Annotated in this window: 4 protein-coding genes and 3 pseudogenes; all 7 read left to right on the forward strand. The window is 37.9% G+C overall.

All coding sequences use genetic code 11. The features are described from left to right. Positions 1-80: 80 nt before the first annotated feature. Entirely contained in the window at positions 81-4,754 is a 4,674-nt protein-coding gene (locus G5W_RS24355; protein WP_157998054.1) for a type I polyketide synthase, read from the forward strand. Positions 4,755-4,774: 20 nt separating this feature from the next. Beyond that, positions 4,775-7,672, forward strand: a complete 2,898-nt coding sequence (locus tag G5W_RS25000) for a type I polyketide synthase (RefSeq protein ID WP_010097990.1) — start codon at positions 4,775-4,777, stop codon at positions 7,670-7,672. A 24-nt stretch (positions 7,673-7,696) separates the two neighbouring features. Beyond that, the gene (locus G5W_RS0115200; RefSeq protein WP_010097991.1) at positions 7,697-12,574 is read left to right on the forward strand and encodes an SDR family NAD(P)-dependent oxidoreductase; all 4,878 of its coding nucleotides are present in this window, start codon (positions 7,697-7,699) and stop codon (positions 12,572-12,574) included. After that, a complete protein-coding gene (locus G5W_RS25005; protein WP_029191154.1) occupies positions 12,571-13,296 on the forward strand; it encodes an acyl carrier protein in 726 nt (241 codons plus the stop codon). The genes G5W_RS0115200 and G5W_RS25005 overlap by 4 nt, the downstream gene beginning before the upstream one ends. 193 nt (positions 13,297-13,489) lie before the next feature. Further along, a pseudogene (locus tag G5W_RS24925) lies at positions 13,490-15,037 on the forward strand (type I polyketide synthase); the annotation flags it as partial. A 306-nt stretch (positions 15,038-15,343) separates the two neighbouring features. Next, positions 15,344-17,958 (forward strand): annotated as a pseudogene (locus G5W_RS24930) (SDR family NAD(P)-dependent oxidoreductase); the annotation flags it as partial. A 177-nt stretch (positions 17,959-18,135) separates the two neighbouring features. Next, positions 18,136-19,566: pseudogene (locus tag G5W_RS24935) on the forward strand (type I polyketide synthase); the annotation flags it as partial. Positions 19,567-19,617 lie beyond the last annotated feature (51 nt).

Here is a 19,617-nt window from a genome sequence, read left to right on the forward strand (position 1 = left end):
GTATTCAACATTTAGTTATGACGGGGATCAAGGAGAGGGTATATAAGTTTCTTAGATTAAAAGAGAAAGTAGAAACAGAAATGGAAAAAATAGAAACGAAAAAAGTTATGGTTCCTCCAGGTAAAGGCAGACGACCAGAAATGGAAGATTGGACTATTGAGGAATGTGTGCTTTGGGAATTAAAGGATGGCGTTACACAAATTCTTAAAATGCCTTCAGAAAAGTTAGATGTAAAAGAAAACCTTGCCGAATTTGGGTTTGATTCGATAAGCCTTGGTGAATTTGCGAGTGTATTAAGCGATCGTTATGAAATTGATATAACACCCGATTTATTTTTCAGTTATCCAACTTTGGAAAGATTAAGTCATTACTTATTAGAACGCTATGCAAATGAAATGCAAAAGCTTTATCAAGAAGGTGAGGAAGTTTCACTTGCGAAAGCGGAAGTTGCGGCAACAGTAGGTGAAGAATTAAAAAGAAAGGAAAGAAAAATTAGACGTAATGATTGGAGTAGAACTTCTCCAATCACTAAAACAGAGCCTTTAGCAATCATTGGGATGAGTGGAAGGTTCCCAGAGGCGCGCAGTGTAGAAGAGTTATGGGATTTACTTTATAAAGGTAAAGAGGTTATAAAAGAAGCTCCATTAGAACGTGTCGAGTGGTCAAAGGAAGAGAGAAAAGGCAAAAAGTTTGGAGCTGTGCCAGGTATGGCAGAATTTGATCCGTTATTTTTTGAGATATCTCCTCGCGAAGCAAGCTATATCGATCCAAGACAACGGTTATTGCTCCAGGAAACTTGGAAGGCACTAGAGGATGCTGGCTACGGTCCAAAATCATTTAAAGGTGAGAAGGTAGGAATGTTTGTAGGTATAGAAGATGGAGAATACAGGACATTAGTTGATAGTGAAGCAAGGATTACCTCGAATCATAACGCTATCCTTGCTGCGAGACTTTCCTATTTCTTAGACCTGGATGGTCCGAATATGGCAATTAATACAGCTTGTTCTTCTAGTCTTGTAGCGGTACACCAAGCATGTCAGAGTCTGTGGAACGGTGAGTGCGATACTGCCATTGTTGCAGGTGCTAATTTGATGATTACTCCAGAGAGTTACAATAGTATGCAGAAAGCAGGAATGCTATCAGAAGATGGAAAGTGTTACGCTTTTGACAAAAGGGCAAATGGGATGGTACCTGGTGAGGCTGTTGGCGTTGTTGTTTTAAAGAGGCAATCCAAGGCAGAGGCGGATCGCAATCCTATCTACGCAACAATAATGGGAAGTGGCATTAACTATGATGGGAAGACAAACGGCATTACTGCTCCTAGTGGAAACTCACAGAGCAAACTCATTAGGGAAGTGTATGAACGGTATAAAGTAAATCCACAAGACATGGAATATATCGTTACGCATGGAACAGGGACAAAGCTCGGGGATCCGGTGGAAATCAATGCATTAGCAGAGGCTTTTAAAAATTTTACAGAGGAAAGTCGTTACTGTGCATTGACTTCGGTCAAGCCAAATATCGGACATACTCTAGCGGCTTCGGGAATAGTAAGCCTTATTAGTCTAGTCATGTCATTAAAGAAAGAAATGATTCCAGCGAGTATCAACTGTGATCAATTAAATGATTATATACAGTGGGAAGACAGTCCATTTTATGTAAACAGTGCAAATAGGGAATGGAAGGACAGAGAAGGAAAGAAACGACTGAGTGCTGTCAGTTCTTTTGGTATGAGTGGTACGAATGCCCATGTAGTGGTTCAAAGTTATGTTCCAGAACGAATAGAAACAAGGCATCTAACTAATTCGAATGAAAAGCCATATTACTTACTAGCCTTATCTGCTAAGACTCCAGAATCACTGCAGAGGAAAATTGATGATTTGAGAGAAATGTTTGAACAAAATCAGCATATCTCACCATCTGAACTAGCAAATATTAGCTATACATTGATGGATGGAAGACATCATTTTCGATATCGTCTTGCTGTGGTCGTAAGAGACGCTATGGAAGCCATTCGAGTACTAGAACAAGCAGATAGTACTGGTAATGTACCGAATATGTTCAAGGGAACATTAGATAGACATTTTACCCCACAAGCGGCAATGGTTAAGAATGTAGAGGAATTAATAGAGCGTTCTCAAGAAGCAGAAGGGAATCCTAAAACGTATAAAGAGAATCTCTATGCACTAGCTGAACTTTATTGCATGGGATATGAGGTCTCTGGTGAAGAAATCCTAAATAGTTTGGAGCCATATAAGTTACGTCTACCTACGTACCCATTCATGCAGGAAGAATATTGGAGTACAAATGTAGATACAGGACAGGTAAGCACTGGAAAGGCTGAAGCAATTCATCCACTTCTGCACCGAAATACGTCAAATTTCTATGAGCAAAAATACTGTTCAGTATTTTCAGGAGAAGAGTTCTTCATGAAGGATCATGTGATTAATGGAAATATGACATTTCCGGGGGTTGCTTATTTAGAAATGGTGAGAGCAGCTATCCATGATGCAATGGGAAATGAGGACAAGAATCTTGTTGGACTAAGACTGAAGAACATAGCTTGGATTCAACCCATTACAATTGTTGATAATCCTACTGAGGTTAGTATAGGACTAAATCCGGAAAAATATAATGAAATTGGTTACAAGGTGTATACGGAAGATGGCGAAGAAGGAATAACGGTTCATAACCAAGGTAGTGCGGTATGGATAGAAAAAACAGGGGATCTTGTCCTAGATTTGCAAACTATCAAAGAATCATGTAACGAATTAGTAGGTTCACAGCAATGCTATGACACGTTAAGTAGAATGCATATGGTATATGGACCGAGTTTCCAAGCAGTTAAAGAAATTAGGGTGGGAACGGACTTAATCATTGCTCAGATTAGCATACCTGAAATTGTAAGAGATACGATGGAACAGTTTTTGTTACATCCTAGTATGTTAGATGGGGCATTGCAAGCCTCCATAGGGTTTGCACTTCATGCAATTGAAACGAAGCCAAGCGTACCATTTGCAATTGACGAGATGGAGGTATATGGACACTGTGAAAGTAATATGTGGTCAGTGATTAAGAAAGTTAACAGTGCAGATAGTAGAGTTGTAAAATATGACATTGATCTTTGTGATGATAAGGGTCATGTATGTGTACGTATAAAAGGTTATACATCTCGTGTATTAGAAGGAAGCATAAAAGAAGATAGCGTAACGGAAACGAGAATAATGCAAGTGGATTGGAAAGAAAAACAGATAATAGAAAGAGAAGCCCCTAGATACCAACAACATATTGTTATCTATTGTGATTTCGAGAACGTTCCGAGTGACTTACATTTCAAGGGAAAAGGACTTCATTCTGTACAGAGTATAGCCTTAACCAGTAGAGAAAGTAACATCGACCTACGATATCAAACTTATGCTGTCAAAATCTTTGAGGTTATGAAAGAGGTGCTTTCTAATCCATCAAGTGATCGTTTGTTGCTTCAAGTAATCATACCAAAAAACAATCACTCTGAAATATATAGAGGATTTGTAGGTATGTTAAAAACTGCGTATCAAGAGAATCCAAAAATCACTACTAAGCTGATAGAGATAGATTCCATGGAGAGCAATATGAAAACCCTATCTATTATAAAGGCGGAAATGAATAACCCAGAAGATATACACATCAGATACCAAGATGGAAAAAGACTTGTTCCGGAATGGAAACAGGCGGAATTACAAGAAGTGACTACCGTACCATGGAGAGAACAGGGAGTATACCTTATAACTGGCGGTGCTGGGAAACTGGGGATGATATTTGCTAGGGAGATAGCGGAACAGTTAAATAAAGGCACGATTATATTAACTGGACGCTCACCAGAGGATATTGGAATGAAAAAGAAAATGAATGAGATTCAAGAAATGGGAGTTACATGTAACTATCATCAAGTAGATATAACGAACAAGATTCAAGTCAAGGATCTCATTCAAAGAATTACAGAAGAGTACGGTACTTTAAATGGCATTATTCATGGGGCAGGAATTATGAAAGATAACTACATTATGAAAAAGTCTACTGAGGAATTTACGGAAGTCCTTGCTCCCAAAGTAACAGGAACGGTAAATCTTGATGAAGCGTCGATGGACCTCCATATGGATTTCTTTATCTTATTCTCTTCTATTTCTGGAAGTATGGGGAACCCAGGACAGTCTGATTATGCGGCCGCAAATGATTTTATGAATCATTATGCTAATTATCGAAATGCGTTAGTTATGAATGGGTTTAGAAACGGAAAGACATTGTCCATTAATTGGCCATTATGGCAAGAGGGCGGAATGAGTATTGCCGCTAAGTCGCAGGAAATAATGGAGAAAAACAGTGGATTAATTGCGATGCCAACAGAAAAAGGTATTCAGGCTTTTTATGGTTCATGGCAGATAGCTACAAGTCAGGTAATGTGTCTCTACGGTAATGTGAATAAGTATCTAAATCTAGTCCAAAAACCTAATAATCACATCGTCCAATCAACGAAAATACAAGAAAACCAAGTCGGGATTTCAGATACAGACCAAGGAATGATGAAGGAAAAGACTGCACTCTATCTAAAGAAACTATTATCAGGGACACTCAATTTGTCGGTTAATCAATTAGAAACCGACGCACCTATGGAAGAGTATGGAATTGATTCTATGATGACCATTGAACTAACCAATGAATTAGAAAAAAATTCGGATCACTTTCCAAAACGTTATTTTTTGAATATCAGACTATAGGAGAGTTGAGTGAGTACTTTATGAAGTCATATCGAAACGAGTTGCAGGAATTATTGGGAATAGGACTATCTGATACGAAATCAACGGAATCTGTACAGATAAAAGAAAGAAAGGATAAACCAGAAGTTGTAGAACGTTCAAGACCAGTAAGATTGTTGACCAAAAAGACTTTCAACTTGGAGGATAGGAATGTTGACGAGGATATTGCCATTATTGGGGTATCTGGAAAATATCCTCAAGCAAAAGATGTAGCAGAATATTGGGCTAATTTACGAAGTGGTAAGGACTGTATAAATGAAATTCCGAAAGATCGTTGGGACTATACTCCGTATTATGATGAAGATAAAAGTAAGAAAGGAAAAGTCTATAGCAAATGGGGAGGATTCATAGACGGGATGAAGCAGTTTGATCCATTATTCTTTAATATTTCTCCTAAAGAGGCTGAATTAATGGATCCTCAAGAAAGACTCTTTCTTACAAGTGTTTACGAGTTATTGGAAGACGCGGGATATACTCCAGAGGAATTGAGAAAAAATAGTAGCATTCTAGGAAATGTCGGTGTTTATGTAGGCGTCATGTATAGCGAGTATCAATTATACGGTGCTGAGCAGCAAAGCAAGGGCAGACCATTGGCGTTATCAAGTAGTGCATCATCCATCGCTAACCGTATTTCTTATTATTTCAACCTCCATGGACCGAGTATAGCGTTAGATACAATGTGTTCCTCTTCATTAACAGCAATCCATCTTGCATGTGAAAGCATAAAAAATGGAGGATGTAATGTAGCGATAGCAGGAGGAGTAAATCTGTCTCTCCATCCAAATAAGTATTTCCTACTTTCCCAAGGTAAATTTGTATCTTCTAATGGTAGATGTGAAAGCTTTGGTGAAGGAGGGGATGGTTATGTACCAGGAGAAGGTGTGGGATCTGTCATGCTTAAAAAGCTATCACAAGCGATAGCGGATGGGGACCAAATATATGGTGTTATTAAAGGCACTGACGTAAATCATGGTGGTAAAACCAACGGATATACAGTACCTAATCCAACTTCACAGAGTGAAGTGATTGGAAGAGTACTAGAAAAAACGGGTATTAACCCTAGAACAATAAGTTATGTAGAGGCACATGGTACAGGAACATCACTAGGTGATCCTATTGAGATTACTGGGTTAACACAAGCATTTAGAAAGTATACGGATGATAGACAATTTTGTGCAATTGGATCGGCCAAGTCGAATATTGGACATTGTGAAAGTGCGGCTGGAATTGCTGGGCTTACAAAAGTTCTGATGCAGATGAAGCACGGAGAAATTGCACCTTCATTACATTCGCAAACCTTGAACCCGTATATAGACTTTGAGAGTACACCATTTGAAGTACCACAAGAAGTAAGGGAATGGAAGAGACCAATACTTGAGATAGATGGTGTAAGCAAGGAATATCCAAGGAGGGCAGGCTTATCTTCATTTGGTGCAGGTGGGGCCAATGCCCATGTGATTATAGAAGAATACCAACCTTTCGAAGAGACGGAAGTAGTGTGGTCCAATAACCAAACCCCTTACATGATTATTTTATCTGCTAAAAATAATGAACAGCTAAAAGAGAAAGCTAGAAGCTTAAAGGACGCTATTCGTTCAAATAAATACACGGAGAGAGACCTTCCATCCATTGCCTATACACTCCAAATTGGGAGAGAGGCTATGGACTATAGACTAGGGATGGTAGTTCCCAATTTAGACCAACTAGTAGACAATTTGGAAGTATTTCTGAAAGGTGATACAGATATAGATGATTTTTATGTCGGGACTACAAAAGGCAGTAATGAAGGAATATCCATATTGGCCAATGACGAGGATATGACACAAATCATTGATCTATGGGTCAATAAAGGAAAGTACGCCAAATTACTACAGTTCTGGGTAAGGGGATTTCATGTTGATTGGGAGATTTTATATCAAAATGATAAGCCAGCTAGAATAAGTCTTCCTACTTATCCTTTTGCAAAGGAAGAATACTGGATTCCGAACCATGAAGAGACACGTTCATCATCTAATCATAAAAATGGAACGGTACACCCATTAGTCCATGCGAATACGTCCGATATTCTAGGGCAAAGGTTTAGTTCGCAGTTTACTGGAAGTGAAACCTTCTTTAAGCCGGGTATAGAGGAGAAGGAACACATTCTTATGAATGAAGCTCATATAGAGATGGCTCGTATTGCATCCACTCTATACATTCATAACGAACATTCTAATCTTGTGTTAAAGGATGTTTGTTGGAATGACCCTGTCACAATAGATGAACTTTCCAAGAAAATTAATATTGTCTTGTATGAACAAGACAATGAAGAAATAGAATGGGAGATTTATAGTGAGAAGGATATGGATGGAGAAGAGTATATTGTTTGTAGCGAAGGAACCGTTATGACTCGGGAATCCGCTGAATCTGAGAAAATGGAATGGAATGTTATCAAAGAGCAATATCCAATAAGTCTTTATGCGCAAGTAGTCGAGGAAATTAATAGTAACTTAGAAGTTAATAGTCTTATTGATAATATGTGGACTACCGAAAAACGTGATGCAGGAGGCTCGTTACAACTATTAATTAGGCTCAACCATTCTATTCCAACATTAGACGAAGGGTATCAACATCCCGTAGTAATCGATCCATCATTGTTAAAGTCATGTATACAAGCTATTCAAGTATATCGTGGCAAAGAGTGGCATGATGCAAAACTTCTATCCATGAGCGAGGCAGAATTTATTGCCGATTCAGAAGTTCCAAGATGGGGAGTTATACATGTCCAACAAAAAGGACACGATGAACCAAATATGTTGGAAGTAGATGTGACCTTTTATGATGATTTAGGTAATACAGTAAGTGTTCTAAAAGGATTGAGATATGGAAATACAAACTAGGGCGAAAGGAGTTGAGCCATACTAATGACTAATGAACCAATGATAAATTTCAAATCAAAAGCTAACAGAATAGTTCAGGATAAAACCTCCAATTTTCAAGCTCCTAGTAAGGGTAGGAAGCCTGAAATGAATGGTTGGACGATAAAGCAATGTGTACTTTGGGAAATAAACGACTTAATTAGTCAAGCGCTTGGGATTCCTAAGGACAAGTTTTACTCAGATGAAAATCTAGCAGACTTTGGATTTGACTCTATATCCTTAGTTCATTTTTCCACTAGTTTGAGTGATAAATATAACATAGATATTACACCAGATGCGTTCTTCGGATATCCAACGGTTGATCGGTTATGTGAATATTTATTAAATCAATATGGGGAAGAAATGGCAGCATATTATCATGAGGAAATTAAAGAAATCGATGTAGGGATTCAGAATCATTCCAGTTCGACAAATTCGAGTTCGAGGACTAATCCATCTGAAGGGCAGAATAATTTTGGGAATAGGCGAAGTAATAGCAATTTATTTCGTGAGAATAATAAGGATTCCGTTCTGACCTTCGAAGAAACTTGGCAGGAAGCGGCGCTAACAATAATAGAGAAAGATTTTCGGAGTGTTGTTGTTTTTATAACAGGTGAAGAACGACGTCTTGCAATGGAAAAAAAGATAAAACAACTATCGCCAAAAACAGAAGTACACTTCGTTGGGGATGGCGAAATCTATCGAAAAGAATCAGCCAACCGTTACACCGTTGATTATCGAGATAAAAGCGGTTATGTAGCGAGTCTGAAGGAAATTAGCGCATCGGCGGGAAGGGTAGACGCTATTCTCTATTTGTGGCCGGTAGAGAATCGAAAATACATCACAGATCCTACCGGAATCCTTTATATGCTTCAGGGAATGGCAGAGGCTAAGATAAAGAGTGATAGAGTCTTAATTGCTGGTGAATATAATGACGAACTTGAACGCTGTCATTTAGAATCCTGGATAGGAATTGAACGTTCCACTGGCTTAATAATACCAGGAACAAAGGTGAATATAATAATTGCCAAACGTGAAGAGAGAGAATTTGTCGATTGGGCAGAACGTATGTGGAAGGAATTACAGGCAGCAAAAGCAGAAAGTGTATGGTACGAAGGTATTCATCGAAAGGTAAGTAGAATTCTCCCTACACATATGAAAGATAATCATAGAAATGTCCCCCTCAAAAAAGGGGGGGTCTACCTTCTAACTGGTGGAGTTGGTGGGCTTGGTATGATTTTTTCTCGTTGGCTAGCTCAAAAATATCAGGCGAAATTAATTCTTGTTAATCGCAGCAGTAAGGAGTCGAAGAAAGAGAAGCTTCAGGAATTAATAGACATTGGAGCGGAAGTCGTATATTACAGTGCGGATGTATCGAATACGGAACAGTTAAAACAAGCAATAAAGGCAGGGAAAGAACGCTTCGGAAAATTAGATGGTGTCATACATGCTGCTGGAATTGAAGGGCAAGGAAGTATTTTACAAAAAACTGTCAAAGAATATCTTCGTTGTTTAGGACCTAAGATACAAGGGACGCTTGCTCTTGAACAAGCATTACAAGGTGAAAAAATAGATTTTATCTGTTATTTCTCTTCCAGTTCAGCAATCATAGGAGATTTTGGAAATTGTGATTATGCTGTAGGTAACAGATTTCTCATGAGTTATGGGGGACATCGTCATCAGGCAGGATATCCTGGAAAGACTGTTGTCATTAACTGGCCACTTTGGAAGAGTGAAGGGATGGGGTTTGCTGATGAAGAAGGAAGCAAGATGTACCTGAAATCCAGCGGACAACGATTCCTAGAATCTGAAGAAGGCACCGAAATCTTTGAAAAATTGCTCCAACAAACGAATATCCAACATCTAGTTATGACTGGAAACAAGGAGCGAATCAATAAGTTCCTCGGAATCGAAGAAGAGACTAAGAGAGAAGTTAAACAAGAGATAAAGAAACATAACGTGATGGTTCAATCCGGAAAAGGAAGACGACCAGAAATGAAGGATTGGTCGATTGAGCAATGTGTGCTTTGGGAGTTAAAGGATGCAGTTAGACAAATTCTTAAGATACCAATAGAAAAGTTAGAAATAGAGGAAAACCTAGCAGATTTTGGGTTCGATTCCATTAGTCTTATTGATTTTGGTGATAGCATAAGTAAGCGATATAAATTGGATATAACGCCAGATGTGTTCTTTGGATATCCGACATTGAAAAGATTAAGTGGATATTTATTAGATAAATATGCTGCGGAAATGGAAGAATTTTATTCAGAAACAAAAGAAGAGATTCCGGATACATCCAATAAAGTCCTGAATCCAACACACAACCTGGATAGAAAGAATAAAAGAAATTCTAGACGAAAAAGGATAGGAAAGAATCCAAGAATAAAAGAAGAGATTGACTCTATTGCAATCATCGGAATGAGTGGGAGGTTTCCTGAGGCAAGAAGTATAGACGAGCTTTGGTCCATACTCATTGAAGGAAGAGAAGCAATCCATGAGGCCCCAGCGGAGCGTACTGAATGGAATGAGGGGGATGGAAGAGGAAAGAAGTTTGGTGTCGTACCGGGTGTCTCTGAATTTGAACCGTCCTTCTTTGAAATCTCACCTCGTGAAGCCATCAGTATGGATCCTAGACAGAGATTATTGCTCCAAGAAACATGGAGGGCATTAGAGGATGCGGGCTATGGTGCTAAATCATTTGATGATGAAAAGATTGGTATGTTTGTAGGAATAGAAGAAGGAGACTACACAGCATTAGTTCAGGACGATGCAAGTATTACATCAAACCATAATGCAATTCTTGCCGCACGACTTTCCTACTTTCTAAACTTAGATGGTCCAAATATGGCCATTAATACAGCGTGTTCCTCTAGCCTAGTAGCTTTACATCAAGCATGTCAAAGCCTTCGGAATGAGGAATGTGATACCGCGATTGTAGCAGGCGCTAATCTCATGACTACTCCTGGTAGTTATATAAGTATGAGTAAAGCCGGTATGCTCTCAGAAGACAGTAGATGTTATGCTTTCGACAAAAGAGCTAACGGTATGGTGCCAGCAGAAGCAATTGCTGTTGTCGTATTAAAACGACTTTCTAATGCAGAAGAAAATAATAATTCTATATATGCAACAATTGTAGGTAGTGGAATCAATTATGATGGGAAGACAAATGGTATTACAGCTCCAAGTGGTCCATCACAAAGTAAGCTTATCCGAGAAGTGTACGAGCGTTATAACATAAATCCAGAAAATATGGATTATATCGTTACCCATGGAACAGGGACAAAGCTAGGCGATCCCGTGGAAATTAATGCACTTGCAGATGCTTATAAACAATATACCCAAAAGAGTAAGTATTGTGCCTTGACCTCGGTCAAGCCTAACATCGGACATACTTTGGCGGCATCAGGGATCGTGAGCCTTATTAGTCTTGTTATGTCATTAAAACATGAAACAATACCTGCAAGTATTAACTGTGAGCAGTTAAACGATTATATCCGTTGGGACGCTAGTCCATTTTATGTAAACAGAGTGAATAAGGAATGGAAGGAAACAAATGGTAAAAAGCGATTAAGCGCCGTTAGTTCTTTCGGAATGAGTGGCACCAATGCCCATGTGGTAGTCCAAAGCTATTCTAAAAGGGATGATAGTGAAAATCCAGCGAATCAGCACAGGATACCATATTATCTGCTGGCACTTTCGGCAAAGACATCAGAATCTTTACAACAAAAAATTCATGATTTGAAAGTACTGTTTGAGCAAAAACAAGATATGGGACCAGCAGAACTAGCAAATATTAGCTATACATTGATGGAAGGTAGACAACATTTTCAACATCGTTGTGCAGTAGTTGTAAGTGATACGAAAGATGCGATTCAAGTCCTTAACCAAGTAGAAGGTAACGGGAATGGAATAAATATCTTTAAAGGTATTGTATCCAGAGACTTTACTGTTCAACCAAGTATATCTAAATCTATTAATGAATTAGTAGAGAGATGTATGGATGCTGAAGGAAACTCTCAAACTTATAAAAAGTATTTGAAAGAGTTGGCTAGTTATTATTGCGAAGGGTATGAAGTGTCATGTGAAGGCCTTCTAAGTCTTGTTAAACCAATGAAAATTAATCTTCCTTCATACCCATTTATTAAAAAGGAATATTGGGTTAGGAAAAAGGAAAACAGAACCCTTTCAGCAGATAATCATGAAAAGAAATTCTCAATTGGGGAGGAGAAGCTCAAGCAACCTCAAGCTATCAATAAGAAAGAAAAAAGCGAACCGAAACCAGTAATAATCGAAACGAGACAGGAGCCAACAGTATCTAATAAAGTAAATTTACGATTAACTAATGACTTCAAAGGAAATATGCCAGTAGGTATAACCCTTACACCACTAGAAGAAATTACGAATTACGCTGAAAAGAACCACTCGTATCTTACAAATAAAAAAACGATAACCTTATCAACTTTACCATCACAAGAGAAGGCAAAACAGATGGCTGGTGTAAGGATAACGGAAGATAAGTTACTTATAGAGTTATCCAAGAGTCTAGCAGAAGAGTTGTTTATGGATGAAGGAGAAATTGATATCGATAGAAGTTTCACAGAGCTGGGTCTGGATTCGATTGTTGGGGTGGAATGGATCCACGCTATCAACAAGAAATATCAGACTTCCATTAAGACAACAAAGATCTACCAATATCCAACACTTACAACCTTTGCGAACTACTTCTATAATGTTCTATCAACCATGACCAATAATAATGGTAGTAATCCCACACCTACGAATAATGACCATAAACACTCACCTCAATTGATAGAGAACCAACAAGAATTTTCCGAAAAGAAGGAAACCAAAGTTCATCCTGTGATAAAAAAGAGGCGTTATTGATAGAGTTATCCCAGAGTCTAGCAGAAGAATTGTACATGGACGAAGGAGAAATTGATGTCGATAGAAGTTTCACAGAGCTGGGTCTGGATTCAATCGTTGGGGTGGAATGGATCCACGCTATCAATAAGAAATATCAGACTTCGATTAAGACAACAAAAATCTACCAATATCCAACACTTACAACCTTTGCAGACTACTTCTATGATGTTCTCTCATCTATGGAGGTTAACAACATCAATAAGGAAGATAGTAATTCTACATCTACGAATAATGACCATAAAAAATCACTTCCTATAATAGAAAGTCAACTAGAATTTTCCAAAAAGAAGGAAACCACCATTCATCCTGAGATTAAGAAAGAAGCGTTATTAAAAGAGCTATCTAAAAGCCTAGCAGAAGAATTGTACATGGACGAAGGAGAAATTGATGTCGATAGAAGTTTCACAGAGCTGGGTCTGGATTCAATCGTTGGGGTGGAATGGATCCACGCTATCAATAAGAAGTATCAGACATCAATTAAGACAACAAAAATCTATCAATATCCAAATCTAGTAGAATTTACGAAATATATGCATGGTGAATTAGTTAGTCTGAATGAGAATGCCGAAAGCATAATTCCATCTGATGATGAAATGGAAAAGTTATTGTGGCTAGTATATCAAGGAGAGATGGATATTCATAATGCTGAAGAGTTAATAGCCATTAGTAAGAAGGAGGGGTGAAAACATGGAATTAAAAAGTATTCTTAAAGCATTACAGGAGAAAAAAATAACACCTGAAGAAGCTAGAGCTGCAATGCAAAAGTTACAATCGGGCAATACAGTTACAGATTCCGATAAAAAATCTAACCATAGCATAAATATCGAAAGCGATAATCCTAGGAATATTATTCATAGCTCAAAGGCTACTAGTTTTGATGAGGATAACAATCGCATTGCAATTATAGGAATATCAGGACGTTACCCTACTGCAGATAATATGGACGGTTATTGGGATGTACTTGTTAATGGTAAAAATACAATAAGAGAAATACCAAAAACTCGATGGGATACAGAAAAGTATTATGACCCAGATAATACAAAAGAAGGAAAGATTTATAGTAAATGGTTAGGTATGCTTGATGATGTCGATTGTTTTGATTCCTTGTTTTTTGAAATCTCACCATCAGAAGCAGAAGTAATGGACCCCCAACACCGTCTTTTTTTAGAAGAGGGGTATAAGGCATTTGAAGATGCTGGTTACAATATCTCTACCTTAAATAATACAAAATGCGGTGTATACTTGGGAATCGTTAATGGGGAATACGATGCATTAATGAACAAAAATGGAACAAAAAATACAAGTGTTACTGGTAATAGTAATGCAATTGGTGTAGCACGAATAGCGTATTATCTTAATTTGAAGGGTCCGGCAATATCTATTGATACAGCCTGTTCCTCTTCTCTAGTGAGTACGCATTTAGCAATACAAGCTTTACGTAATAGGGAAGTGGATATGGCACTAGCTGGTGGGGTAAGTTTGTATCTATCTCCAGAATCATACGTTAATATGTGTGCTGCTGGAATGCTATCTCCAGATGGACAATGCAAGGCTTTTGATAATAGTGCGAATGGTTTTGTTCCAGGTGAAGGTGTGGGAGCCATTGTATTAAAGAGACTTAAGGATGCAGTGGCTGATGGAGACTATATTTATGGGACTATTATCGGTTCGGCTATTAATCAAGACGGAAAGACGAATGGTATAACTGCTCCTAATCTAGAAAGTCAGATAGAGCTAGTTAATGATTTGTATAGTAGATATCAGATTAACCCAGAGAGTATTAGTTATGCTGAACTGCATGGGACAGGGACTAAATTAGGTGACCCAATTGAACTGGAAGCATTAGCTACCGCATTTGGTAAGAAGACCAATGCCAAAAATTATTGTGCAATCGGATCGGTGAAAAGTAACCTTGGCCATACCTCTGCTGCAGCTGCAATGGCAGGAATTCATAAAATAATATTGTCCATGAAGCATAAAAAGCTAGTACCAACATTACATGTTCAAACACCTAATGAACATTTTGATTTTCATGATTCCCCTTTTTACATCAATTGTGAAACGACCGATTGGAATGGTAGAAATAATACTCCTAGAAGAGCAGCAATAAGTTCCTTTGGATATAGTGGTACGAATGCACATGCTGTAATTGAGGAATATGAAATGGGTGCAGTAGAAAGAAAATCATTAGTCATAGACGAGAATCATCCAGGAGTATTTGTATTATCGGCCAAAAACGAAACCCAGCTCATGGTATATGTGGAAAAGATGAAACAGTACTTAGATAATTACCAGGATAGTGTTCTTGCAGATGTATTGTTTACGTTGCAGGTTGGACGTGAACCGATGAATGAAAGACTTGCGATTATTACTTATGGCAAGGAAGACTTAACCAATAAGCTTTCCTTAATTCTAGAAGGAAATTTAGATTCTGATTGTTTAAGAGGCAGAATCAGTAAAAAACGAGGAAACAATAAACAAATAATAACTAACGTCGGAAGTAATACAAAACATGAAGAATTACCCATTCAGAAACTTTACGATGTTGCACAGTCGTGGGTGAATGGGGAACATGTTGATTGGAAAGATGGTTACGTAGGCTATGAACCTCAAAGAATTTCACTTCCAACATATCCATTTGAAAGGGAAGTGCATTGGTTTCAAGAAAAAGAAGCGGATTTCCAAAGTTTGTCGTTAAGTGATAATTCGATTACTTTGCATCCATTATTACATCATGATACCTCTAATTTTGACGAGCAAAGTTTTCAATCGATTTTTACAGGGAATGAGTTTTTTGTTACGGATCATATTATCAATAATAGGAAGGTACTACCCGGAACAGCTATTTTAGAAATGGCGAGAAAAGCCGGAGAATTGCTAGGTGAAGAGAATGTTTCTAGCCTTCGCAATATTTCCTGGAATCATCCGATAAGTGTTGAAGATGGCAGCCAGAACGTGAAAATTCGTCTGTTTCCACAAGAAAATAATACAACTTTTGAAGTGAGTATCTCGAATCAATTAGTTGATGACAAAACGGATGAGATTATATGTGCAGAAGGTGTCATAGAATATGGAAACATCCCAAGAGAGAGTCAGGCATTGAATATACGTGCCTATAAATCTCGCTGTCTATCAAGTGTAGATACAAAAAAGAATTATGAGAATATGAGGCAAAATGGCCTTATTTATGGACCAGATTTTCAAACGGTTACTGAAATCTATTATAACGATAATGAAGTGTTAGCAAAACTGGAGTTAACGGATAGTAGTCAATCAGAAACCAAAGATTATGTACTACACCCAGGATTGCTTGACGGCGCAATGCAGACGATTTCTGTATTTCTACAGGGACAAGATGATTTAGTATATCTTCCGTTTTCTATGGGAAGAGTAAATATATTTTCTTCCTTAACGAAAACGGGTTACGTGTATACAACGCTTGCTGCAAATAGTGGAGCGAAAAGTAGGCTGAAAAGCTTTGATATTGTTGTTACAGATGAAGTAGGTAATATCTTAGTTGAGATTAATAACTTTAATGTAAGACCAGTTCAAGCAACATCTGCTCCAATAAACAATGACAGGTTTACGGAAGCAGCAGTTTCGGTAGAGGCGAGTCCAACATCTTATTATAAGAAGGTTTGGGTTGTCGAGGATAGTAAAAGGTCTAAAAAAGCTCAAAGCGGTGCAATCCTACTTTTTGATGTAAATAAAGATCTTTATAACGCTTTACGTTCCATAACTGATTCAAAAATTATACTAGTTCAACCTGGAAAACAGTATGACCACATAGATGAATATATGGTGGTCATGAATCCTTCTAAAAAGGATGATTATAAGACTTTATTGGAAGTTCTAATAAAAAGTGGTTTAACACCGAATAAAATCATCTATAACTGGGGGAATGATTCATCCATTCATGGACAACATCAATTAAATAATAGACTGGAACGTGGTGTCTATTCCATATTAGCGTTAAGCCAAGCGATTACAGAGGTTAGACTTAATACCGAAATACAGCTATTGTATGTCTATTATTCATCCCAAAAGCAACTCGTTCCTGAACAGAGTGCTATGAGTGGTTTCTTTATAACCCTTCACAAAGAAAATCAGTTATTCAACTATAAGACAGTTGAATTGGCGAATCCATCCATTTCGATAACTAAAATTGCTAGTTTTGTAATGGACGAATTTCTTGTAGATGATCATGACTTTGGCATCCGTTATGATGGAATCAATCGATGGGTTACTAGGATAAAGAACGTAGAAGAAAACGAAGTTCTAACTCATTCGGATTTCATTAAAAATAATGGTGTATATATGATAACTGGAGGAATGGGTGGCCTCGGATTAATATTTGCACGATACTTGAGCAACAAGAGAAATATTAAGATTGTGCTCACTGGTCGAAGAGAATTGAGCGCGCATGATTTAGAGGAAATAAAAGAACTAGAAGCATTAGGTTCAGAGGTCCTCTATGTACGAGCTGATGTATCGAAGCGAGAGGATGTAGAGGAACTTATAAAAAAGTAAAAGCAAAATTTGCGCGCATTGATGGAGTGATTCATTCAGCTGGTGTTATCAGAGACTCTCTTTACTTGAAGAAACATTACGAAGAAGTGAAGGAAGTATTGGCAGCTAAGGTCTTTGGTACAAAAAATTTAGATGAAGCTTTACAGAATGAAATATTGGACTTTTTCGTTGTATTTTCGTCTCTAGCGTCTGTAGTTGGAAATGTCGGGCAGTGTGACTATAGCTATGGAAATAGTTATTTAGATCACTTTGCATCCGCTAGAGAGGAACTGCGTGCAAAAGGAAAACGTTACGGGAAGACACTTTCGATTAATTGGCCTTTCTGGGAAGAGGGTGGAATGTATATTGACCAAGAGGCTAAGAAAGCGATGGAAGAAGATGGAGGAATTTTCACGTTAAACTCCAACGAGGGAATTAAGGCATTTGAAGACGGACTTCACTTAAATGTACCCCAATTGATCGTTATAAAAGGAGTACAAGAAAAAATAATGGAACTTATTGATTCCGTTACTGGCCAGAAAATGAATAAAGCAAAAGTACTTATGGAACAAGGTTCTGTGGAAGTACAAGTTCTAGAAACGAAAGATGATCATCAAGAAAAGATTGAAAAGATACTCCGTGAAGAGACGAATCAATTTTTAAAAGGAGTGCTATCAGAAAAGACCAAGATACCTGTTGAAAAGATAGACATGCTGGAACCATTTGAAAAGTATGGAATTGACTCTATCCTGATTATGAGTCTTACTCGTTTGTTGGAGAAGTCCTTTGGGGAACTTTCCAAGACCTTATTTTTTGAGTATAGAAATTTAGAGGAGTTATCGGAATATTTCCTTCAGGATAAAAGAGATATGTTAATGGAAATGTTCGGAACACTACTCTCCGATAATGAAAATAAAAATGAAATTAATGAAGCGAAACATGATGAAAAGCCATTATTAATTCAGGAAGAGCAATCTAAGGTGATACCTACTGTACAAGATACGGATACGGATTCCAAACAAGATGATATCGCTATTATTGGAGTGAGTGGACGTTATCCACATGCCGATAATTTAGAAGAATTCTGGGATGTTATAAGCAACGGTAAAGATTGTATTACCGAAATTCCAAAGGAACGATGGGATTACCGTAAGTTTTATGACCCTGACAAACAAAATCTTGGCAAGTCCTATAGTAAATGGGGAGGATTTATTCGGGACGTAGCGATGTTCGATGCATTATTCTTTAATATTCCCCCGATTGAGGCGGAGGTTATGGACCCCCAGGCAAGATTATTTATGGAGGTTGCATGGCATACACTTGAAGATGCTGGCTACACTAGAGCATCCCTTGAAAAGGATAAAGTTGGCGTTTTTGTAGGTGTGATGAATGGGATGTATGAACTTTTCGAAAGCGAAATAAAAGGGAAAACCGTTCCGGTAGGGTCATCTTTTGCTTCGATTGCGAATCAAGTTTCATATTTTTGTAATTTTAATGGACCAAGTATGGCAATTGATACAATGTGCTCCTCCTCTCTAACTGCGCTACATCTAGGCGCAGAAAGTATTAGAAACGGTGAAAGTGACTTAGCTATTGCTGGTGGAGTAAACCTTATTATACATCCTAATAAACATTTGTTACTAAGTATGGGGAAATTCGCTTCGAGTGATGGTCGCTGTAGAAGCTTTGGCGAAGGTGGAGATGGTTATGTTCCCGGTGAAGGAATTGGAGCAGTTCTACTGAAGCCATTAAAGAAAGCTATAGCCGATAAGGATCACATTTATGGAGTGTTAAAGGGCAGTGCTATTAATTCCGGTGGGAAAACTAGTGGATTTACCGTACCGAATCCAAATGCCCAAGGAGATCTAGTTGCGAATGTATTTCAAAAATCGGGTATTGATCCAAGAACAATTAGCTATATAGAAACCCATGGGACTGGAACCTCACTAGGGGATCCGATTGAGATTACAGGACTAACAAAAGCATTTAAAAGGGAACAAGGACAAGAGGAGATGGAGACGCAATATTGTTCAATTGGGTCTGTGAAATCTAATATAGGTCACTTAGAATCAGCTGCTGGAATTGCTGCATTGACAAAGGTGCTTCTCCAAATGCAAAAGAAAAAGTTGGTTCCGTCTATTCATTCGAGTCCACTTAACCCGAATATAAACTTTAAAAATACACCTTTCTATGTACAAAGGCATCTTCAAGACTGGGAAGAACCTGTCATTACAGAAGGTAGTATAAAGAGAAAGGTACCTAGAAGAGCAGGGATTAGTTCATTTGGGGCAGGCGGATCTAATGCTCATATAATTGTGGAGGAATATCAATCAGACTTGATAGAGACTTTAGTAGATAGGAAGAAACCTAACCTCTTTGTTGTCTCAGCTAAAAATAAAGAGAGAGTACGAGAGTATATCCGGTTGTTAACCGATTACTTACGTCAAAATTGCGGCATGAATAAGAAACAAGCTAATAAAATCATTAGTAAAAAC

Origin of the sequence: Ornithinibacillus scapharcae TW25, from assembly GCF_000190475.1 — a bacterium.
GTDB classification, from domain to species: domain Bacteria; phylum Bacillota; class Bacilli; order Bacillales; family Amphibacillaceae; genus Ornithinibacillus; species Ornithinibacillus scapharcae.

Bases quoted from the DNA above. Each gene is read 5' to 3' on its own strand.
- G5W_RS24355 (WP_157998054.1), top strand. From the start codon at position 81: ATGGAAAAAATAGAAACGAAAAAAGTTATGGTTCCTCCAGGTAAAGGC.
- G5W_RS25000 (WP_010097990.1), top strand. From the start codon at position 4,775: ATGAAGTCATATCGAAACGAGTTGCAGGAATTATTGGGAATAGGACTA.
- G5W_RS0115200 (WP_010097991.1), top strand. From the start codon at position 7,697: ATGACTAATGAACCAATGATAAATTTCAAATCAAAAGCTAACAGAATA.